21 protein-coding genes are annotated in these 23,459 nt (G+C 22.5%); 2 read left to right on the top strand and 19 right to left on the bottom strand.

Features of this window, described 5'->3' with window-relative positions:
* Positions 1 to 51 precede the first annotated feature (51 nt).
* Positions 52 to 879 carry a hypothetical protein gene (locus SCORR_RS02635; RefSeq protein ID WP_094048851.1) on the top strand — a complete coding sequence of 276 codons (828 nt, stop codon included), beginning with the start codon at positions 52 to 54 and terminating at the stop codon, positions 877 to 879.
* Here the strand turns inward: SCORR_RS02635 and SCORR_RS02640 are convergent.
* From SCORR_RS02640 to SCORR_RS02685, 10 genes are all read right to left on the bottom strand, one after another.
* Positions 869 to 1,657: a lipoprotein gene (locus SCORR_RS02640; RefSeq protein ID WP_094048853.1), complete on the bottom strand. Its 789-nt coding sequence runs from the start codon at positions 1,655 to 1,657 to the stop codon at positions 869 to 871. The genes SCORR_RS02635 and SCORR_RS02640 overlap by 11 nt on opposite strands.
* Complete coding sequence (locus SCORR_RS02645; protein ID WP_094048855.1) at positions 1,657 to 2,805, bottom strand: hypothetical protein; 1,149 nt, start codon at positions 2,803 to 2,805, stop codon at positions 1,657 to 1,659. The genes SCORR_RS02640 and SCORR_RS02645 overlap by 1 nt, the downstream gene beginning before the upstream one ends.
* A 23-nt stretch (positions 2,806 to 2,828) precedes the next feature.
* Complete coding sequence (locus SCORR_RS02650; RefSeq protein WP_094048857.1) at positions 2,829 to 3,329, bottom strand: hypothetical protein; 501 nt, start codon at positions 3,327 to 3,329, stop codon at positions 2,829 to 2,831.
* A gap of 83 nt (positions 3,330 to 3,412) precedes the next feature.
* The gene (gene ruvB / locus SCORR_RS02655; RefSeq protein WP_094048859.1) at positions 3,413 to 4,360 is read right to left on the bottom strand and encodes a Holliday junction branch migration DNA helicase RuvB; all 948 of its coding nucleotides are present in this window, start codon (positions 4,358 to 4,360) and stop codon (positions 3,413 to 3,415) included.
* Positions 4,347 to 4,892, bottom strand: a complete 546-nt coding sequence (locus SCORR_RS02660; RefSeq protein ID WP_094048861.1) for a hypothetical protein — start codon at positions 4,890 to 4,892, stop codon at positions 4,347 to 4,349. Before SCORR_RS02660 ends, ruvB begins: the two co-directional genes overlap by 14 nt.
* Before the next feature lie 35 nt (positions 4,893 to 4,927).
* Positions 4,928 to 5,293, bottom strand: coding sequence for a lipoprotein (locus tag SCORR_RS02665; RefSeq protein WP_094048863.1), 366 nt, complete (start codon positions 5,291 to 5,293; stop codon positions 4,928 to 4,930).
* Between the two features lie 88 nt (positions 5,294 to 5,381).
* Complete coding sequence (locus SCORR_RS02670) at positions 5,382 to 6,422, bottom strand: rod shape-determining protein (RefSeq protein WP_094048865.1); 1,041 nt, start codon at positions 6,420 to 6,422, stop codon at positions 5,382 to 5,384.
* A gap of 160 nt (positions 6,423 to 6,582) precedes the next feature.
* The gene (locus SCORR_RS02675) at positions 6,583 to 7,458 is read right to left on the bottom strand and encodes an HAD-IIB family hydrolase (protein WP_094048867.1); all 876 of its coding nucleotides are present in this window, start codon (positions 7,456 to 7,458) and stop codon (positions 6,583 to 6,585) included.
* Positions 7,459 to 7,470: 12 nt separating this feature from the next.
* On the bottom strand, positions 7,471 to 8,076 hold the full coding sequence (yihA, locus tag SCORR_RS02680; RefSeq protein WP_094048869.1) for a ribosome biogenesis GTP-binding protein YihA/YsxC: 606 nt from the start codon (positions 8,074 to 8,076) through the stop codon (positions 7,471 to 7,473).
* Between the two features lie 2 nt (positions 8,077 to 8,078).
* Entirely contained in the window at positions 8,079 to 8,402 is a 324-nt protein-coding gene (locus SCORR_RS02685; RefSeq protein ID WP_094048871.1) for a hypothetical protein, read from the bottom strand.
* Between the two features lie 308 nt (positions 8,403 to 8,710).
* On the opposite strand from SCORR_RS02685, the gene SCORR_RS05595 reads away from it, so the two are divergent.
* Positions 8,711 to 8,839: a hypothetical protein gene (locus tag SCORR_RS05595; protein WP_281251262.1), complete on the top strand. Its 129-nt coding sequence runs from the start codon at positions 8,711 to 8,713 to the stop codon at positions 8,837 to 8,839.
* 157 nt (positions 8,840 to 8,996) lie between these two features.
* On the opposite strand, the gene SCORR_RS02690 is transcribed toward SCORR_RS05595, so the two are convergent.
* The 9 genes from SCORR_RS02690 to SCORR_RS02730 form a co-directional block, all read right to left on the bottom strand.
* Positions 8,997 to 10,874, bottom strand: a complete 1,878-nt coding sequence (locus tag SCORR_RS02690) for an ABC transporter ATP-binding protein (RefSeq protein WP_094048873.1) — start codon at positions 10,872 to 10,874, stop codon at positions 8,997 to 8,999.
* 10 nt (positions 10,875 to 10,884) lie between these two features.
* Positions 10,885 to 12,690 (bottom strand): ABC transporter ATP-binding protein, encoded by a 1,806-nt coding sequence (locus SCORR_RS02695; protein ID WP_169709040.1) that lies wholly within the window; start codon positions 12,688 to 12,690, stop codon positions 10,885 to 10,887.
* A 937-nt stretch (positions 12,691 to 13,627) separates the two neighbouring features.
* Positions 13,628 to 14,428: a MurR/RpiR family transcriptional regulator gene (locus tag SCORR_RS02700; RefSeq protein WP_094048877.1), complete on the bottom strand. Its 801-nt coding sequence runs from the start codon at positions 14,426 to 14,428 to the stop codon at positions 13,628 to 13,630.
* Positions 14,429 to 14,453: 25 nt separating this feature from the next.
* Positions 14,454 to 15,557: a MupG family TIM beta-alpha barrel fold protein gene (locus SCORR_RS02705; RefSeq protein WP_169709042.1), complete on the bottom strand. Its 1,104-nt coding sequence runs from the start codon at positions 15,555 to 15,557 to the stop codon at positions 14,454 to 14,456.
* A gap of 129 nt (positions 15,558 to 15,686) precedes the next feature.
* Positions 15,687 to 16,229 carry a hypothetical protein gene (locus tag SCORR_RS02710; protein ID WP_094048881.1) on the bottom strand — a complete coding sequence of 181 codons (543 nt, stop codon included), beginning with the start codon at positions 16,227 to 16,229 and terminating at the stop codon, positions 15,687 to 15,689.
* Positions 16,222 to 16,746 carry a hypothetical protein gene (locus SCORR_RS02715; protein WP_157705352.1) on the bottom strand — a complete coding sequence of 175 codons (525 nt, stop codon included), beginning with the start codon at positions 16,744 to 16,746 and terminating at the stop codon, positions 16,222 to 16,224. The genes SCORR_RS02710 and SCORR_RS02715 overlap by 8 nt, the downstream gene beginning before the upstream one ends.
* A gap of 82 nt (positions 16,747 to 16,828) precedes the next feature.
* Positions 16,829 to 18,901, bottom strand: coding sequence for a lipoprotein (locus SCORR_RS02720; RefSeq protein WP_094048885.1), 2,073 nt, complete (start codon positions 18,899 to 18,901; stop codon positions 16,829 to 16,831).
* 179 nt (positions 18,902 to 19,080) lie between these two features.
* Positions 19,081 to 20,745: an amino acid permease gene (locus tag SCORR_RS02725; RefSeq protein WP_157705354.1), complete on the bottom strand. Its 1,665-nt coding sequence runs from the start codon at positions 20,743 to 20,745 to the stop codon at positions 19,081 to 19,083.
* Between the two features lie 534 nt (positions 20,746 to 21,279).
* A complete protein-coding gene (locus tag SCORR_RS02730) occupies positions 21,280 to 22,938 on the bottom strand; it encodes a hypothetical protein (RefSeq protein WP_094048889.1) in 1,659 nt (552 codons plus the stop codon).
* Positions 22,939 to 23,459 lie beyond the last annotated feature (521 nt).

The following is a 23,459-nucleotide window of genomic DNA, read 5'->3' on the forward strand; positions in this document are numbered from 1 at the left end:
TTAAGAAAATTGAGTAATATAATGTAATATAAAAATAAAGGATTAAAATAAATGGAAAATAAATTAAGACTAAAAGAGTTTATAGATAATATTGCAGTAACTTGATTTAAAGAATATTTTTTGAAAAAAATAAATTCAATCAAAAATAATTTTTTAGATGAAACAGGTTCTGAATTGGTAGGTTTTAAACCTAATATTAATGTAGCTAATTATTACCTTAACTTTGTTAAAGACGATCTAAATGACATAGATGATTTCGATACTTTACAATCTTTTATAAAAAAACATAATTTTTATAAAATAAATGCTGATGACCTTAAAATATTCAGTGAAGAAGCGTCTAATGAAATAATTGAAACACTAGATAAAGAAGGTAAAAATATAGAAGAAAAAATAACTGAGTTGATAATAAAAATGCAAATAAATAATATTACAAAAAATTTAGGAAATTCAATTGTAGTATTTAAAAACATATTAAATAAACTTGGAGATGAATCTATTATTGGTGAAATCGACTTTAGTGACTTCAAATATATTGTTGATAACAGTTATAAAGAAAGTTTAGAAAGTTTTAAAAAGTGATCTAATCAAAACAAGAAACAAAGCATTAATTATTTAGATGAGTTAAAAGTTTTAGAATCTAATGTTGATTTTGATAAGAAACAAGAAGCAAGTGAAATAATTGAACATTATTTCAATAGTATAATATCAGGCGAAATTGATGATAGTGAAATTTCAAATCTTTCAAATTCACAAAATGTAAATAATTCTAAAATAGTAATATTTAATAAGGGTATTATGTCATGTGAAGAATTATGTTCTAAAATTAATTTAATTAGTTATATTTTTAAAAACGAAAACAACTTATTTAAGAGATAATTTTATAGATATAACCTTCAATATTTAGATATAACACTTCATTTTCTTCAGATAATTCAAATTGACTTTTACTTAGTGCTAAGTTAGTTATTACTTTTTGTTTTAAGCTGAATTCATTATAAAAATCATCAAAATTATCTTTTGTTAATGAAGTGTTAATTAAGTAATCATAATTGTTTTCTACACTTTTTAATTTGTTAGGTGTTATATCAAAAACATAGTTCATATTTAATAAGATTTTATTAATAAAATTAATAGTTTCTTTCTTTTCATATGGAACATCATTTTCAAGTGTTAATAATATTTTACCAACTGTTTTTCATCCTTTTTTTATTGTTATTGCTACATCTGAATTAACTGTTAATTCAAATTCTGAATTAACAGAAATTAGATTTAAAAATATATTTTCAATATAAAATGTTAAACCTGTAAAGTCATAATTTATACCATCAGCTGTAGTTGGTTCATATAATTCAATTAAACTACTAAAAAAATCGGATTTGATCTCACTATCTGAAATAGATACAAAACTATAATCAATTTTATGAGTAGAAATATTATTCTCAAACCCTATGTGTTCTCAAGAATTATTAATTAGTTCTATATAATCGATATTATATGGTTTAATATTATTTTTTTGTTCAAAAAATTTTTCTAAAGATGATGTTTTTACATTTGCATGTTTAGAAGGAAAAGTTTCAATTTGTTCACAAGATATAACATTTAATGAAGGTGTAACAATTACCATTAAACCTAATATTGATAATAGTTTTTTCATTATTTTGATTCTCCTTCTTCAGGTTTAGATTTATTATGAGTATATTCAACAGTAACTCTAACCCTATTGACTAGGTAATTTTCAATATTAAATGGTTTGAAATTAGTTGTTTCTAATACTTTTGTTCTTATGTAATCCAATTTATCTTTATCAATTTTGTTAGTTTTTTCATCTTTATAATCAATTGTATTATTTTCTGTCCCTTCTACATTAGGTGACTCTTCTTCATTGTTTGGATCATTTTTTATAACTAATGTATCACTTGTTTTAGCGAAATTAATATTTTCTATATTTAAAAATAATTGTTCTAAAGTTGAAGTAATTTTGCTAATTACTTCATCCTGTACTAATTCACCATCATTGTAATTCAATTTAATATCTAAAATATAATTATCATAATCGCTAATTTTTGAATTATTATTATTATTATTTATATCTTTATCATTGCTTTCATTAATATTAAAAGTTATAGAATAATTTAATGGTTCTTTTTCTTGGGTTAGTAAATAAAATTTAGGTAAAATGCTAGTTAAAAAACTACTATCTAAGATAAATGAACTATCACTTCCTGTATATCATTGTTCCAATGAATTTGAATCATTATTTATTAAGATCAATTGATTTGTTGAAAGTGTTATATTTTCAGTTACTTCTTTATCTCTAATAATAATGTAATTTGATTTATCATAATATATTTTCATAAATAAATCATCAAAGTTATAGAAAACATTTTTTTTAACAAGTGGAGTTATTGAAAAATAATACGCTAAATAATCAAAAGCAATCTGTACTTCTGATTTAATTTCTTTATCACTTTTTAGATTTGGATTTGAATATAATTCGTTTGTTAATTCAATACCCTTAAATTCATTATTATCACATATATAGTCATCACAATTTAGATACATTGCGTTATCTTTTAATAAAAACTTTCCAGGAGTAGTTTTAATTGAATTATTCTTTTTTAATGTTAAACTTGGATTTAAAGAATAATATTCTTTTTTCATGTTTGTGAAAATGTTCTCAAAAGCTATTAAATTATTAGCATTTGCAAAATCAGGGTTAATATTATTATTTGAACAAGCAATCGTACTTATTGGCAGGAACATTAAACATAATGAAAGAAATGATTTACTTATTTTTTTCATTCAATTACCTTCTATGAGAAATATTATTCTTTTTCTCTTTGATCCTCTCAAAAATTTATTGCTAAGACGTTTTTAACATATCTTATTGATATTTCTAAACCATTAACAGGAACTTGAAAATATCCATTTGTGTGTTTTGCAGCTATATGAATTAAACATAAGGGAACCATTTCAGGTTCTGATTTAATAAATAAAATTGGGTCCATATCTCTAAATTCATCAAATCCAAAATGCTCGTACATATCTTTTTGAAATGATTTAATACCATTATCCATTCAATTCTCAATTAAATAATTAACTATTGAGTTATGAAATGTTAATCTATCTGAAATATGAGAATATGCAAAATCCATAGCTCAACTTGAAAACTTTTTCACAGCTTCTTCAGGAGTTCTAACAATAAGCACTCCTCTAAACCTTTTGTTATCATCGCCAATTGCAGAAATTGATATAAAAGATGTTCCTTCTAAGAATGATATTTTCCCTAGATTTGATTTTTTAATATTATAAACTTTTTCATTCATTATGCTTCACTCCATACCATAAACCCATTATACACTTTTCAATTTATTATTAAAACCCTTTATGAGTTTTAAAGTGCTAATAATTATGTTTTATTATAATTTTTCAAATACTCAATGCCTTTTTGTGTAATAATTCTACCTTTTGGTGTTTTATTAATTAAATTATTTTTATATAAAATTGGTTCTATGCTTGTTATAATTAATTGTTGAGAAATTGATAATAAATGTGATATATTTTCTAAACCTAGTGTATTATATCTTTGTAAAATTATTAAATAATCAATTTCTTGCTGCGAAATACCATATTTATAAATTTCTAGTTTTTTTAGTATCTCTAATAACTTATCATTATTTATTTTTTGATCATTATTCATTGTTAAATAATCATATATTCTTTTTAATAGATTTATTGCAACTCTAGGGTTATTTTTACAATATGTTGCTAATAATTTGTAGTTGCTATCAGTTAATTGCATTTGCATTTTATTTGCATTTATATTTAAAATTTTCTCTATTTCATTTGCATTATATTCTTTAAAATTAAGGTTTATAGGAAATCTATTAATAAATGGCAATGCTAATTTATTAATTTCTGTTGTTGCTACTATTAATGTAAAACTATTTATTTTTACATTAATTATTTTAGAATTATATTCTTTACCAATTATTACATTAATTCTATTATCTTCAAGTACTGGGTACAAAACTTCAAACACTTCTTTAGAACATGCATGTACCTCATCAATAAAAAGGAACTCCCCTTCTTTTATAGAAGTTAAAGGGGATATTATATCACTTGGTTTTTGTAGACTGGTACCATTTAATACAAATATTTTCTTATTCATAGTACTTGCAATTAAATAAGCTAAACTCGTTTTACCTAACCCACTATTCCCATTTAAAATTATATGATCTAATGAAACACAACGTTTTTTAGCTGACTCAATAAATATTTTTAGGTTTTCAACAACATTTTTTTGTCCAATATATTCGTCAAACGACTTAGGTCTTAAATTATTAATTATTTTCATTTAGATTACATAATGCTTCTTTAATTATAACTTCATCTTTTAATTTAAAGTCGATTTTACTAATTGCTATATATATGGAACTAAGTTTATACCCTAATTTATATAATGAATCAATTATTGTTAACTGTTTTTGAGTAAACTTTAGATTTAAAATTTCTTTTCTTATTACTTCTACAATTTTTTTTATTAATGTTGAAGCTATTCTTGTCATTGATATTAGTGATTCGATATCATAATTTATAGAGTAGATTATTAAATTATCATAATTTAGATTTATAAACAACTTTTCAATCGTTTTAAACCCAACATTATTTAACTCTATTATTTTAGTGCTTATATTTCATGTTTCATAGTTATCAAAAAATAAGTATTTGTAAAAATACTCACTTTTATATAATAAATACCATAGTGTTACTTCATCATTTTTATTATAAACATTGCTTGAGATTAGTTTTCCACAATAACCTAAATTACTATTTTCAATTATGATGATATTTTCATTAATTTCTTGTATTTTTCCTTTGATATACATTTGATCACCCAAATATATAATCGACAAATATTTTATTATTTTGTACTATAACTAACTAAAACTTTCCCTTTATAATTACTACTCTCTAATGCTGTTATAGAAGCATTTTTATCATTTCATTCTTTTTCAGGTATCTCAAAATCTTCTAATTTAAAACTTATATTTTTTTCACTTCATTTTTCATTATGTAATTCAGCTAATTTATTATATATTGTTTCTTTTGAAGGTCTATTTACTGATGTATTAGAACTATCCTTAGCTAGTTCTCCTAAATTAAGTTCTGTAATTATTGTACCTAATGCAATTTTTTCAGTAGTTGATTCATCACCACAAGATACAACAAATGAACTTGTAGTTGAAAAGATACTAATTGATGATAATAATACTAATATTTTCTTCATAATTCTCCTTATGTCTAATAATTATTATAACAAAAGTTAAAATAATAAAAATAGTTAGTAAAAAAACAATTAAATTTATATTAATTACTTATATAATTTCTTTTGAGTAGTTTTTTCTTAATAGTTCAATCATATGTCAAACTTCTGCTACAAACTTCTTAGTACCATTAATTACTGATAATAATGGTTGTTCTCCGATTTTAGTAGGCAATTGTAAAGTATCAGCAAAATATTTATCAATACCTTTTATTAAAGCACCACCACCACAAATTGTGATACCATTTCTAAAAATATCTCCAGCTAGTTCAGGAGGCGTATCTTCAAGCACTTGAACTGTTAAATCAACTATTCTAGATACTGGTACTTTTAATACTTCTCTTACTTCTTCTGGTGTGATTTCAACTTCTCTTGGAAGCCCTGAAACAACATCACGTCCATAAACCTTCATCCTTCTTTCATCTGGAAAAATACTTAATGAACCAATATTAATTTTTATTGCTTCTGCTGTTTTTGAACCAATTTCAAGTCCATATTGAGATCTAATGAACTTTTGACACTCTTCATTTAAATAATTACCCGCTACTTTTATTGATTTTGATAATACAATATCTCCAGATGCTAAAACTGCAACATCAGTAGTCCCTCCACCTGTATCAATTATTAAATTACCAACTGGTGCGTATATATTTACACCACCACCAAGTGCAGCCATTTTAACTTCTTCTTCTATAAAAACATCTTTTGCACCAAAGTTATATGCTATTTTTTTAAGTGCCGATTTTTCAAGTTCTGTAATAACTGATGGGCATGCTAGCAACATAATTGAGTTTTTTAATGTTTTAGTTACTCTTAACTTTTCAAATATATATTTTAACTGCGCCTCTGTAGCTCTAATATCTGTTATCACTCCATTAACCATAGGTTTAATTACTCTGATATTCTTGTTACCTTTTCCAATCATTTTATAAGCTTCTTTACCAACAGCAATAATTCTATTTTCATTTATTTTATAGGCAACAATTGATGGTTCATTATAAACTATACCCTGTCCATTAATATAAACTAATGTATTTGCAGTTCCTAAATCCATTGAAACAAAAATTGGTTTGCGTGTAAATGATTTCCCCATAAAATCTCTCCTTAAATTTCTATATAGCTATCAAATATTAATTATTTTGATTAATAATCAATAACACAAAAATAATATATTACATTATAAATAAGGAGTAAATGAATAAATTGTACTATAGAATTTATTTCAAAAAAAAATATTAATTTAATATATAAATTTATATATTAAAATTAATACCTTCTTTTATTAACTGATTTAGTTTATTACCAACAGCACCTTCTCTAACATTACCAATAATTTCTTTTGCAAGCGATTTTAATTTAAATATTGCATTATCTACTGCATACGAATTTTTGAAATCTTCAAACATGCATATATCATTTACATTATCTCCAAAGACATATAAATTATCTTCTTTAACATTTAAATAACTTAATAAACTTCTTAGTCCATAGCTTTTATTAACATTTTTTTTATAAACTTCTATTTTTGCTCCACTAGGATAATCAAATTGAACACCTTGCAAATCAAGTTTTTTAATTAATTTATTTGCAGTATCGATTTTTTCCTTAGTATCACAATCTAAAACTATATTTACAAATTCATTATCATTTTCAATACTTTCATTAATCATTTTCTCTAATGAATCATAAACATATATTATTTGTTCATCATTTTTGTTCAATAAATCAAGATTTGATTTTTTTAATACAAATTGATCATATCAAGCATCATTTTTTACAATATGAGCCCTAAAGTCATTGTGCATTACAAAATTTATACTAGTTTTATAAAATTCTTCCATAACAACTTTGATTTCATCCTTATTAAAATGATTTTTCATAATATATTTTTTTGTAACTGGGTCTATTACTGAAGACCCATTTGAACAAACTATCGGTAATTTAATATCTAATTCCTTAACCAAGAAATCAACTATAAAATAATTTCTACCTGTTGCTAAAGTTAAGGCATAATTTGAGTTTTTTTGAAATTCTAATAGACTTTTTTTATTCTCGATTGATATTTCGTCTCATTTATATAAAATAGTACCATCAATATCTGATGCAGCAATTATGTTATTATTTGACATTTGATCCTTTCATTAATCACTTTCATTAAAGTAATTATTAAAAATAATTAATACTTCATTCAAATTTTCTTTACTTACTGATGAAATTGAAATAAAATTGTCTTCTGAACTCAATTTTAAAGTTTCTTTAATTATTTTTTCATTTTTTTTAATATCATTTTTTTTGCATTTGTCTTTTTTTGTAGCAACAACAAATACTTTTATTTGATGATACTTAAAATAATTATACATTTCTACATCTTCTGTTGTTGGTTTATGTCTTAAATCTACCAATTGACATATGAAAATAAGATTTTTTCTATTAATTAAAAACTCTTCCATCATTTTTGCAAAACTTAACCTAATATCAGCACTAACTCTTGCAAAACCATAACCGGGTGCATCAACAATTCTAAATGAACCGTTATTAATATCAAAGAAATTTAATAATCTAGTTTTACCTGGCGTTGATGAAGTTTTAGCTAATTTTTTATTGTTAGTAAGTGTATTTATAAATGTGGATTTACCAACATTACTTCTTCCAATGAAGCAAACTTCTTTAATATCATCTTCAATTCAACCATCTTTTGAAGCTGCTGATTTAATAAATTTTGCATTTTTAATCTTTGTAAATTCCATAATTAGAATTTCAATATCTTTTTATATGGTTTAATTGTTTTTCTAAAATCTTTTGCTAATTTTTTTAAATCCATTTCTTCAGTTGGCTTTAATAAAACAACTTCATAATAATACTTATTTAATCTATCAACATAATTTTTTTGTCTTTCAATTTTCATTTCTAAAATCATATTTTTTTTATTATTAATCTCATAATAATTAACTAGTGAATCTAAAACTCTTTCCTCCATTTGTAAATAACTAAAAAAGTCTTCTTTTTTAAGCTTATTAAGATTAGCCTTTGAAAATGCCTTACGTTCTTCCTTATTTAAAAAATATTCTATCATAGTAAAACTCCTTATAATATATATTATACAAAAATTTTTACTATAATGAAACCTTATGGTGTATGTTGAGTGTAAATTGTTTTTATTTATTTAATAAATTATAAAACTCAAGCAAATATATAGTAACTAAATTATTTAAAGCATTATTATTAAATATTAATTTATTTTATGACTTATTTTCTATAGATATTTCTCAAATAATATAAAAATAAAGTACAAATGTAAATCTTTAATTAAAACTAATAAAATAAATTTTTAGTTAATAAATAGGTATCATTTATAACCTAAATTTTAAGCTTATTATTAAAATGTCATATTATGAAATGGTAATATTTCAATACTTAGAAAATAATAAAATATTAAATGATGATAAATCAACTATTAATAAAATTATTTTATCAGAAAAAGATATAAATATAGATAATTTAGGAGATTAATTTAATTTTTATTTTAAAATAGATTTGATAATGCAAATTATTTATAAATATATATTTTTAATATATAAAATAAATTTATTATAAAAATAATTACCTAGTAAAGAATTAGATTAAATACAAAATAAAAATAGATACAAATTGATGTATCTATTTTAATCTACAATACATTTTGTTTTTCTTCTTTTTCTTCTTTCATTAATCCAGCTTCATATAAATTTTTAAAGTGCCCTTCAACATTTTTTAATTCGTTAAAGGTTCCCATTTGTACAACACCTTTTCCTCTTGCTAAAACTATTATTTTATTACAATTTTTTATTGTTGATAGTCTATGTGCAATTGAAATACTAGTTCTATTAGCCATTAATTTATCTAACTCTTCTTGTATTTCTTTTTCAACGATATTATCTAAGGCACTTGTTGCTTCATCTAAAATTAATAGTTCTGGATTTTTTAAGAACATTCTTGCAATTACTAAACGTTGTTTTTGACCACCACTTAACATAAATCCACGCTCTCCTAGAATTGTATTGTATTTATTAGGTCAAGACATTACTAAATTATGTAAATTAGCTTTTTTAGATGCTGCTATAACTTCTAAATCAGAAGCTTCTGGGTTTGTATACATAATATTTTCTTTTACAGTTCCATACATAATTTGAGGTTCTTGTTCTACATATCCAACTAAGTCTAAATAAGACTTTAAATTTAAATCTTTTAGATTATCTTCGCCATTAATTAAGATATCACCTTCTGTTGGATCATAAAATCTTAATAATAACTTAGCAATTGATGATTTCCCACTTCCAGTTTCACCAACAAAAGCATAGCTTTTACCCTTTTCAAATATAAAATCAAACTTAGGTAAAACATTAACTTCAGGTTTTTCAGGATAGTTGAAAGAGACACCTTTGAATACAATATCCTTATTAATTGTTTCTAATAATTTACCTTGTCCTTTATAAAAATGAGGATCAAGTCTTGAAGTAGAACTAGTTATTTGATAAACCCTTCTTGTACATTCGTTTGCCATCATAAAACCAAATGCAGACCTTAACATTAAATATATTGGAGATGTCATTGTACCTAGACCAGCAATAAAAGTAGTAGAAATTATAATTAAATGTGTTAGATCATCATAATAAAAACCATATGCAGAAGTTAAAACAACTAATTGAACTGCCATAACTGTAGTAAATGCACCAGTCATAACAAAACTTAACCTTTTAAAGAATTTTTTTACTGTATCATAAAATTCACCATGAATTTCTTTAAAACGATTTTTTTCATATTCTTCAGTACCACTTGCTTTAATAAGCCTTATAGTACCAATTCTATCAGTAACATCACCATTTACATAAGTTATTGTAGTTCTCAATTTTCCTACTCATTTTCCTACTCTTTTTAAAAAGAAAAACATAATAGCCAAACCAAAAGATATAAAACTCATCGCTATAATACCTAACTTTCAATCAACTATTAATAATACAATTGCAGAACCAAAGAAGTTAAAAACAGCCATTAACATCATTGTTGGTATAACTCTTGTTTGTTCACCGATTAGTCAAGTATCAGCACCAATCTTGGTAAGAATCTCGCCTATTTTTTGATTACTATAGTAAGAAATATCTTGAGTAATCAATGCTTTTAAAGTTTCGTTTCTTAAATGTATCTCAATATCTCTTCCCAATTTACCAACAGTAACATTTCTTGTAAATACAAAAATTGCTAAAAGTATATAAACAACTAATTGTAAATATATCCATTCTTTTCAACCAAATTGTCATATTAAAAAACTAGTAGTTGCTGTTGTTTCATCGTCTTTTAATTTATTAATACATAATAAAGTTTGTTGCATCATCAAAGGAATTGAAACAGCCAAACCACTTCCTAACATCGATAGAAAAAATATAAGAAATGCTGATCAAGGATGATTTTTTAAATATGATAATAATAAATAAAGATAACCGTGTTGTTTTTTTTCATCAAGTATTTGTTGTGCTATTTCTAATTTTGTTTTTTCTTCATACTTTAACATGTTATCACCTCTATCCCATTAAACCAGCATTATATAAATCATTAAAACGACCTTTTTGTTTAATTAACTCATCAAATGAACCTATTTGTACAATACCACCAGCATTACCACCCAATACCACTATTTGATCGCAATCTCTAATAGTAGATAATCTATGTGCAATTACTATAGTTGTTCTTCCTACAATTAACTTATCTAGTTGTGCTTGTACTTCTTTTTCAACAATATTATCTAAAGCACTTGTTGCTTCATCTAAAATTAATAGTTCTGGATTTTTTAAGAACATTCTTGCAATTACTAAACGTTGTTTTTGACCACCACTGAAAATAAATCCACGTTCACCAAGTATGGTATCGTATTTATCAGATAAAGTCATAATAAAGTTATGTAGACTTGCTTTTTTAGCAGCTTCAATTACCTCGTCATCAGTTGCATTAAATTTAGCATATCTAATATTATCCATAACAGTTCCATACAATATTTGAGGTTCTTGTTCAACATAACCAATCTTATCCAAATAACTAGGCATATCAACTTCTTTTAAATCAATTCCATTCACTAGAACTTGACCTTGAGACGGGTCATAAAATCTCAATAAGACCTTAGCTATTGTTGATTTCCCACTTCCAGTTTCACCAACAAAAGCATAACTTTTACCCCTCTCAAATGTTAATGTTGTTTTTGGTAATATTACTTTTTCTGGTGACTCTGGATATATAAATTCAATATCTTTTAACTCTATTTTATCTATTTTATCTATTTTTATTGGTTCTTCGACATATTTAATAATGCTTTTTTGAGTATATATATAATTTAATCTTCAATTACAATTCATCGAAACAGATAAAGACCTTAAAATAATTGGAATTAAAAACATTGCTCCAGTTAAAATTGTAACTGTTGATATAAATGGAATTATTAAAGATGATATTTGAGCAAGTGTATAAGTATCATTGTAGATTAAAATAATCGAAATAGTTATTATACCAGGTAAAATTCAACCTAAGAAATTAGCAAAAATTATTAAAATAGTACCTAATCAAACTGTTTTGTTAATTTTTTTTCCATATTTTTTATTATTTTCTTTAATTCTTTCAAGCTCATTTAATTCAGTACCACTTGATTTTATAAGTCTGATGTTCATTAGTCTATCAGTATTATCTGCGTCCAAATTTTGTTTATAATCAAGTGAAACAATCATTGATTTACGATACTCAAAAAATACCATTAATGAAATAACAAGTAAAAAAACAAATACACCAAGTGCAATACTTGCGATAATTGGGTCTAAGTTAAACATGATTATACTAATTAATACAAACATTATTATTATGTATATAAAGTTATTTGATCACTCATTTAAACCATCAGCAGCACCTTGTGAATCACCGATTATTTTAGTCATGTAGTTTCCAATTTGGTTTTTAGAATAAAATGTTAAATCAACATCAACAAGTGTTTTTAAACATTTAACTCTTAATCATATTTCAATTTTTCTTGTTAAGACTCCACCTACATAGTTAAAAAAATATTCAACTATTGCATATAAAATAACCATGGATCAACCTAAAGCAACCCAACCTCATCAATGCATTGTGAATCCTAATAGATAATTTCCACCCTCATTGGTGATATTCTTTACAAAATTAGAAATTACTAATGCCATACATGAAAACAAAGCTGTATCAACTATAGCTAAAAAAACATATATACAAAATAAATATGGATATGCCTTGATTGAACCTTTTAATAATTCTCCATATTTTTTAAATTTATCTTTTGAAAAAAACTTTACCCTTTCTTCTACTTTTTGCATAATACACCTCATTCACTAAATTAAAAACTAAAGAAAGATTAAAAATAGTTTTTAACATTATATAAAATCATAATAATTATATTAGGTTTTATAGTAATTCTATTTATTATATACTATATTATTGATAATCGATAAATTATAAATTTAATTTAAGATTTTTTCACTACCAATAATAATTTCGAAATAATTTAAATTTTTTTTATTATTAATTTTAAAATTATGATAAAACTAATTCATCTTAACTCTATATTTATTACAAAAATATATCAAAAGTTATTTTTAACATTTAACTTAAATATTAGATAAAAATGATATTATAAAATACATTTTACTAATTTTTAATAATTACTATTAATTTAATTTAATTACGTTTTATTTAAGTGACTTTAACTAATATTAACATTAGATAATAATTAAAATAATAAATAATTAATAATATTTTTTAAGTATAATTTGTGAAACTTCGAATATTTTATTTCAGAAAAAATACTTTACACACTTTTTTGTCTTATTTTTGTTAATGTTATATTAAACTTCATTCATTTATTAAAATTTATTCTGTTCTCATTTTAACACTTATTTCTATTCTTAATTTTATTAACCAAATTTAATAAGCTATTTTGTGAAAAATTATTTTTTATTAACACATACGACTATACTTTTAATAATCATAAAAATGATTTCTTTTAAGAAATATAATTATTAATTATTCATAAATAGTATCTTAACAATTATTATATATTTTATTTAACAATTATAAGCATCGAATAAAAAACCTAGCAAGCTAGGTTTAAAACATTAGGAATTTTAATTGATTAGAATTGCTAAATTAATTGAACATTAAACATTGTAAATGAATCAGCAATTTAAACATCCTTTCCAATTAAAATTATATTATTAAAAATATTGTAATTAATTTTATAGTGTAAAATTAATTTTAATTTATACATAGTTTATCAATAGAAAAATTATTTTTATTTAACTCAATTAATTTATAATATATAATTCTTAAATAGTATAATACTGAGAAATAACTTTCTTCATTAGTTTTGTTAATCGATTCGTTTAAAGGAAGTTTTAATATTAAATTTTTATTTTTTATTAATTGACTATTATCATTATTTGTAATTGTTATTATATTGATATTTTTTGCATTTAATTTTTCTATCATTGATTGATAATCGGGGTTATTTAATGAATAAGAAATGACAATTGCAATATCATCGTTTCTCATAATTTCTGCATAAGATTTTTGACATATTATGTCTGGTACATAAAATGTCTTAAGATTTATTTTTATAACTCAATTAATAAATAATTCTATTAAAAATGAGTCATTTCCTTCTCCAAATAAATATACGTTCTTTGCTTTATAAATTAAGTTTACAATTTTTTCTATTCTATTTTTAGAATATGATGCTGCACTATTAACTGTATTGTTTATTAAATTAGTTAATTTACATTGAACCTCCTCATAAGGAGTTTCATTTTGTTCTTCTACTATTTTTTTATGGGTTTGTATTGTTCAATATAAACTTTTATACCCAGTTAAGCCTATTTTTTTACAAAATCTTGTTATAGTTGAAGCACTAGTGTTTGTTAATTTTGAAACATCAAATATAGTATAGTTATCTAAGCTTTCAAAATTATTTACAATAAATTCTGCTATTACTTTGAAACTAATATTCTCTGAATGTTTTGCTATTTGATTAATTTGATTAAAGATATTTTTTATCATTAAATTTCACTACTACTTTCTGTGTTTATTTGATGATATTAAATCTGAATTTATTTCAAGGTTTAATATTTTTCAAGAGTAGTAAATCATCTTTTGATATCGTACCAATTTTATTAACGCTATCTTTAAAATCTATATAATTATCTTTAAGTACAATTAAAACTTCTTTCTGATAATGTTTATTGTTGGAGTTAATTATACAAACATCTCCATAGTTATATTTATTATTTAAGTTATTTGGCATAATATCATTTTTAAATACCACTCTCGGTTGAGTAGAACGTATGAAACTTTCGTTAGCGTCCCCTCTTCAGAAATGATTGTTAAAATTTATAATATCCAATTCATAATCAGCAATATTTTTTTCTAGTTTGATATCAAATTCGAAAACGTTATCAAACTTCAATTCTCTAATACTTTTAATTTCTTCATTGCTTAATGGTTGATTCCCGACATAAATTGATTCAAATAAATTTGTTGATAATGCAAGTTTTATTTGATTTTTAATTTTTAAGTTACGATAACTTTCGCAACTTACTAATTTACTGACATCAAATTTTTGTGGTCCTTTTTTACCATAATCTGATCCAACAAAGCAACTAACTTCTATGTCTAAGTCTCTAAATTTTTTAGTTGACTCTAAAAATAAGCGATCAGATAGTGCGCTATTTGCCAATGGATAAAAATTATGACAACCAAATAATCTATCTTTATTTGGCATAAAGTCACAAATATTTGTTATAAAGTGATCATTATTACTTGCGTTAATTTGTATATCCAAATCTTGGTATGTTGTTTGTGCAACTTTTTGTGCAAGAAAAGGTGCATCCAACCTAATACAATCAATACCTTTAGTTTTAAAAAAAGCTAATTCATTATCAGTTATTTTATACATTTTCAATGTTACATCAGAAATATCTACTACTGTATAATAGCCCATATCATGGGCTAGTAAAATAATTCTTTCATAATATTCTAATAAGTCTTTTTCAGGCTCTTCTCCCAACTGTAAGATCGATAAAAATACTTTTCTAAAACCTGCCTCATAACAAGTTTTAAGATAATTGATTGTTTCTTGTTCAGTAAAATGTTCTGGGTATACTGAAATACCAAGATATTTATTCCTCATAAAGTAATACCTCTTTCCAATAATTATTAAATAAATCAACATATTTATTTTAATATAAAAAATAAGTTTTTAACAACTTATACTTTTATGAAATTATTGGTATAATATATAGTAATAATTTTTTTCTAATTATCTAAAATTATTTAGAAAATCTTTCAATCGTCAATTATACTTAAAATTAATTGATGTTTTTTGTTTATCTTCATAATAGTTAAGGTAAAGATACTTTCTTTTTACATCATTGTTTATTTTTATTATATCTGACTTGTTTATAATGTTATTAATAGTAACTAATTTATCTTTGTATATAACTATATAAATTGATTCACAATACATAAAATTCAATATTATATTAAACAAGGCAAATACTACATAAAATAAATATATTCCTGTAAATATATATGTTATATAACCATAATTATTAATAAAAATAACTGATATTGAAAATGATACTATAACTAAAAAAGAAATAAATATGTTTAAATATAAATCTAAAATAATGAATAATAGATATAATTTTTTATTTAAATAAAACTTTTTAGATTTAAATTTCTTTAGTTTTTTAATCTTTAAATACAGATTAATAGTAAAGTATAAAAAAATAAACAATACAATTATAAAGAATATAAATCCAATAATTACATTAACTAAGCTAAAACCATTTTTATCCATTTATATTTTCCTTTTCCATTATCTTAAGTAATGTAAAATATATTAAATAACTGTTATTAATAAGAATATATTTTTCCTTATTCATTGTTAATACAATTGTCGGTATTCATTCTCCGTTAATGTACTTTTGATCTAAAAAATAATTGCTTATTTGTTTTAAATCATACTTTATATATATATCTTGTATTAATAACAGAACTCTTTTATTTGTAATATATAATTCAATATTCTCATTATTTTTAAAGTTTTTATTAATGTTTTTATTTTTATAATTATATAATAATATTTCATTATTATATAAGTAACATGACTCATCTCTTGGCAATTCAAATTTTATTTCTATTTCATTTAGAATAGTACTTTCTCTAAAAAAATTAATATTATCTTTTTTTAAATTTAAATATAATTTTAATTTTTTATATTTGTTTTTAAAAATAAGATATAGAAATAAAGAAATTAAAAATGATACTAATCAAGTAACGATTATTATAATAGTATAAGCATCTTTTATGTTCATTCTTTTACCTCTAATTGATTGTAATACAATTAACGAATAAAAAAACAAGGTTTTTACCTTGTTTATAGTATTAAATAATTTATTAACTAATACTTGAAATATAATCTTTATCACCATTTGAAGCTACTTTAATTTTAAAATTAGAAGTTTTTTCTTTATAAGTAACTTTATAAGTAAATTGTGTACTTGATATAGTATATGTTACACTTATATCATTTCTTATTTTAACAAATGCATCTGTAATCACTTTAATATCACTTTTCATTGTTTCAATATAATTATTAGCTATTTTTAAAATTCCACTAATTAATTTTGCGTTGTCATTAAGGAAAGTATACAAATAACTAAATGGAGTATCGACTCTTGTTGAGCCATCATCGTTTAGCCCTAAATTATCAAGCAATTTAGTTAAGTCACCATTTAAAGCATTTTGAAGTGTATCATTATCAGCTAATGATTTGAAGAAATTTGATATTGAAGTAAATTTAATAGCTGGTGTATCATCTGGAATACTGGTATTTATTTCTTCAACTAAACCTTTTATAGTTTTATTTGCAAAAAACTCTGATGCATATGATTTAACATTATCAAATTTACCTTCTTTAGATTCTTTGGTACTTGAATCACTAGTTGGAATTAAATTAGTGAACATACCTGGTATTTCTCAAATCTTCATATTAAATGCTTTTTTTAAAGAAATATTTAATTTTGCATTATCGTTATCATATAGATAACCTAAAATATCTTTGCTAAATTTTTCTCATTCAGTGTCTCCGAATAAATCATATATTTTTTTTACCATTTCATTTGTGCCTGCTTTTTTGATTAATTCTAATAATGATTTAACTGATTCCATGCTATATCCACAAGCATGATTAATAATAGCTTTTATAGCTGATTTAATATATAATTTTTTATCATTAACTACATCAAAAGTTTCAGTGCCAACAAGTTTAATTACTACGTCTCCTAATAATTTTCCATATACTTCTTGCTCTCCATTATAATCGGCAAATACATCAATTTCTTTACCATCATTTGATTTGTTAGTATCATGTGTCATGAATAATATACCTAATACATTTTCAAGCGTACTTGCACCTTGGCCATTTGTATCACTTACAATAGTATTAATGATATTTAACCATTTTTTAAAATCAAAACTATTGGTATCTTTTGGTTTAGTGTTTCTTCTTGAAACAATTGTATCTGCAGTTAAAATAGAGCTACTTATTATTTCATCTTTAGTAAATGAATCTAAGTAGTTTGCTAGTACTACTACAAATTTAACTATTCTTGGTAAGTATTGTATTAAATCTAAACTAAAATTAATTGACTTATTACCACTTACTAAATCATTAATACTATTAGCAACTGATTTTGAAGCAGTATTAAAATCACTAGGATTTACTCCACTGCCTCCTAATGCACCATCAAATGCACCAGCTAAACCAATAATACTATTTTGAATTGCTTCATAATATGTATTTTCAGTAATTGGTGCAAAAGCATCTTTTAATTCATTTAAAAGCTTTGTGCTTAATATTGATTTTAAACTAGTTAATGTATCACCGTTTAAAAATCCTTGAATCATTCCTTGAAAACTATATAATGTTTTAAATAAATCTGGTAGACTAGTTGCTACATTATTTGGATCAGAAAAAGCTTTTGTTGCAATACCTAATACCGTTTCTACTATACTATTTATTTCAAATGATTTCGAATTTAAAACCCCGTCTTTATATATATTTGATCCGATACTTGTTTTCTCTTTTACTAAGTCTTCATCAAAATACTTACCAAATGCAACTGATAGTTTATCATTACTATCTTTTTTATATTCACTACTTATATCTGTATCAAATCCAAGACTACTAATTTGTTCATTTTTAGCTAATTCAAAATAATCACTTGGACTAAAATGATAGTTATTCATACTTTCATTTTTTGATATACCTAATTCTTCCATTGAATATTGATTTACCATAAGTGACTTTGCATATTGTGATAAAATATTGGCTTCAGACTTAGTTTTATTTGAAGAAGTATCTCCATTTTCTTCACTTTGACTTTCACCATTTCCACATGAAATTGCATATGTTGTGGTTGAACCTACTAATGATATTACCCCCAATATACTTAATAATTTTTTCATAAATTATATTCTCCTCTTAATATACTATTTATAATACATATAATATGATTTAGCAAGTAGTGTTTTTTTTAATAAGACCTATTTATATGGGTTTTGCTTAAAAAATAAAAATTTGTTAGAAAACTTAAAAATATTTTTATAAAAAAACATTATGCTTTTATATTTTGCATAATGTTTTGTTATTTTTTTTCTTCATTATCAATGATTAAAGAAGAATAAAAGTTTTTATTTTTTATTTTATAATTTGATATTGCTTCTTGTTTATTATATTTTTTAGTTCAATTTTTAGGATTTATTCTTAAAATAAAATCATTTGTATCAATATTTACTTTTGAAAGTTTTACTTCATTAATAATGAATGTAATAAATAGTAATAGTAAAAAAATAATAACAAATAAAGGTTGTAAAATTTGCCCGATATCATTTGAACCAAACTTTTTAAATATATCATAGTATATATAAGCTAAAAAGAATGACATAATACTTGATGCAACAATATTATAATAAATATTACCTTTTACATTCATAACATCATTAACTTTTTTAGTTTTATGATTTATTAATGCTGCTACCATTAATATTAAATATGTAGTAAATGCAAGAACTACAACAGAATCTGATATTTTGTCAATTAAGAAAGTAACTGCTTGACCAACATAATAATACTCACTTTCTTTATTTGTTCTATTAAGTGAATTCTTATAAATTACTCAAGAGGTTGTAGTTAATACTATTAATACAGTTGATATTAATATTGCATTAATATAACCGCTTAATCTATGTGATATCATCTTTTGACTTTTTTTAAAATAAACTAGTTGAACACCATTATTATCAGTTGTACTACTCAAATTAATTACACCAAAACTAGTAAAACCAGCAACAGAACCAAGAACTACTATTGCAATAATTAGTTTTAAAACTAATGCTCAATCTTTAGGTAATACTGTGGAGATTAAAGAAAATGAATCAGCGTCAGTTGTTCCAAAATATAATGATAGAGCAAACAAAACATTTACACTAACTACTAATATAACCCCTACAACTTGTCCAAAAACTAACATTCTTTTGTGAGTTATTTCTTTTTCAATACTTGATCCATACATGAAACCATCTAACTCAAATAATAGCATTGGAATAACTAATATAAAATAGCTAAAGTTTCATTGAGAAGTATTTTTATCAGTAAATGCAGTTGTATTAAAATAAAATTTAGCATATATTCCTAATCCTAAAACTAATATTAAAGGTAAGAATTTAAGGTTATTAAAAAATATATGTAAATACTTAAATCAACCATTAGATGCATATCCATTTGATATACACATAAAAAATATTATGAATACTGCTATAAAAATTATTAAAAAAGCTTCTAAATCTTGGTTCATTCAAACTGAGTTATCATAATAATCATCAATTACTCTAAAAATATAATATGATACTGTAATTGCCATTAAACCCACATATACAGGAATGTATATTATGCAATAAAATAATGAAAACATACTTCCAGTTCTTCTACCTATAAATGTTTCTGCAAAACATGTATGTGTATGATACCTATTTTTAGCACTTGTTCCAAGTTCAATAAAAACAAAAACCATTGATACACCAATAAATGACATTAAAAATAATACTATTAAAACAATATAAGGATTATGAGCAGTTAATAATGCTTGTTTACTTTTAAGATATATTCCAACCCCAATTGAGTTTCCAAAAACTATAGAAAATACTCTTCAAAAATCAAACGCTGCCGATTTTCTAACTTTTTTATTATTTATATGAACATGAAGTACTTCAGTTGGATCTATTCTCTGATCATTTTTTACATTTTTATCCACAATATAAACTCCTTTACATTTTATTTCTTAATTAATTAATATAATTATATTTACAATACAAATTAAATATCTATTTATACAATTAATAAATCTTTAAAAAATTATAACATATAAGTTTATAATTAACAAAAAAATTATTTCGTTATAAGAAATTTTGGTTGTTTATCTATATTTTATTGATTCTAACTTTTACTTGAATTAATAAATACATTCTTAAATTGGTTAACTGCTTTATTCTATCTTTTATTTAAATCAATAATAACAATGTTTATTTATATGATTTTAATAAATGAAATATATTTATTTCTTATACTTAGCCTCTACCACAACTAATCAAACTAGTGCTTTAAAATAAAGGTTTACCCTTGTGCATTATCTTTATTTAAAATACTTTCATTTTAAAATAAATTAAAAAAAGTTTGAAATGCAATTATCATTAATATTAACAAACAAAAAAATAAATAATTTCATCATTTTTTAAATATTCTTTTAAATTTGGAAATTAAAAAAATTAAATTCAACTACATTTTTGGCTTATTTATATCCATGACTAAGCGCAATCTTTCTATATCTTATGTATGATAGTCCTGAAATTAACATAAAAATAATCAAGTAAGAAAAATATATAGTAAAATAGTTTGCAAAATTTACATTAACTTCTTCAATATTATCTAATCTTGGAGGTTGATTGTCTTGTTGAGCATTTTTGAAATAATTAATATCTAAAGGAATAGTTGGTGTTTCAAATGTGTCATTATCTCCTTTAGAAAAACTATTATAGTAATATAAGCTATTTTTAGAATAGTAATTTCCAAATTGTAATTGTGCAAATTGATTAAATGGGTTAATATTTGCATTTAACTTTAAATCATCAATTAAACTTTGTTCTGGTGATATAGCAACTATATTGTTTTTTTCATAACTTATTTTAAAATCATTTTGTCATTTTAAAATATCATATGCTATTGAAGATAAGAAAAAGTAAAAATCAAATTGATCACTTGTTTTATAATTTTTAAAAGTATCTTCAAAGTATCCTGCATTTATTGAATTCTGTAATAATAATGAAGATAAGGTGTAAGCAGAAGACTTTTGTAAATAATTTATAAAATGATTAGAATAGTCTTTTAATATATTTAAAAAATTTGCATAATCTTTATTTGTTAATAAATCACTAATTTTGTTTACTATATTATAAATTCTATTTTCTTTCATGGATTTGAAGTTAGCATAATTTATATTGTAACTTCCCACAAAAGTATCCTCTAATTTAAAACCATTAGAATTTGGATTTGCAAATACTTGGTAGTTATCATTAAATAAATTATCAATATATTTAATGAAGTTTAAAAAGTTATCACCATATGGTTTTCTATCATCATTACTTAATTTATTTAAAACATATCAATAATTACCAGAAGCTCATTGATATTTGTCTAGATAATTAAAAATAAAACCAATATCAAATTTTTCAAAGTTAACTAAATAATCATTAAATATTGCATCTTTTTTTATATCATTATTAAATTTTGATCATTTTTCTAAAGTTTCATTATTTGATGCATATGAATACAACTTTGAAGTTTGTGCATAACTCAATGAACTAAATATATTTGCTAACCCAACAAAACACGAAATAATACCAACTATTATTAATACAACTTTTGAATTAAAAATCATCAATAAAAATAACGTTATAGAAAACATCATTACTACTAAAAGAAAGTAAAAAAACATAAAATTAATAACTTTAAGTCGAGCTTCATTAAAGTATTCACTACTAATTGATAAAGTAAGTAATGACTGAATTGTAAATAAAAATAAGACAGTTATTAATGAAAATGATATTAATATAACTATTCTTTGAATATAAGTTTGAAATATGCTTATTCCACCCTTAATTTCAAGATTAATTTTTCCTTGTTTTTTATCAACATAAAAGCAAATGGTTGTTAAATAGATCACAACTACTGAAAGCATTATAATATCAAACAGTTTTTTACAAAAAAATGTTCTATTAAAAAATGAATCTATCTTTTTAACATCAACATTTGAATTATAATAATTATAAAAAGAAGTTAATTCTAATAAAGTAGATATAATTACAAAAGTTAATGTAATTGATCATAAAGCCTTGTTTTTTATAATGTTTTTGAAGTTAATACCTAATAATTTAAAATTAAATTTTTTCATTATATTCACCCACATTTTTATAAATTATACCACATTTCTCCAAGTACAATTATAAACTAATCATGGTTGCGAGAAAAATAAGGGGGGGGTAACAATAGTTTAATAAAAGCAGTTTTTATTTTAAATAAATGCTGGTTATAAATTGTAAATAATATAAAAACTATTTTTATTAATCGCTCTAAAAGTATTTTTTTCAAAACAAGAAAAACCTACACTTTTTATGTATAATTTATTTTTTCTAGTTTTAATTCTTTGTTATTTAAAACACTACTTATTTTTTAATATATTTATTCAAAGCGATAAATACATTTTTTTTACAAGTTTACTCTGAATTATGCCCAAGTTTTTAAACATTTATATCAAATATATTCCTTTGCTAATTCTAAATTATTGAAAATTAACTATATATTTCTTAATATTCATATAGATATTATTTTTTTATATAAAATTATAAATAATACAATTGAATATTTGTAAATAGTTAAATTTTTTTCTAACTTTTTAAATTTTTCTTTTAGGAC

Origin of the sequence: Spiroplasma corruscae, from assembly GCF_002237575.1 — a bacterium.
Lineage (GTDB): Bacteria > Bacillota_I > Bacilli_A > Mycoplasmatales > Mycoplasmataceae > Spiroplasma_A > Spiroplasma_A corruscae.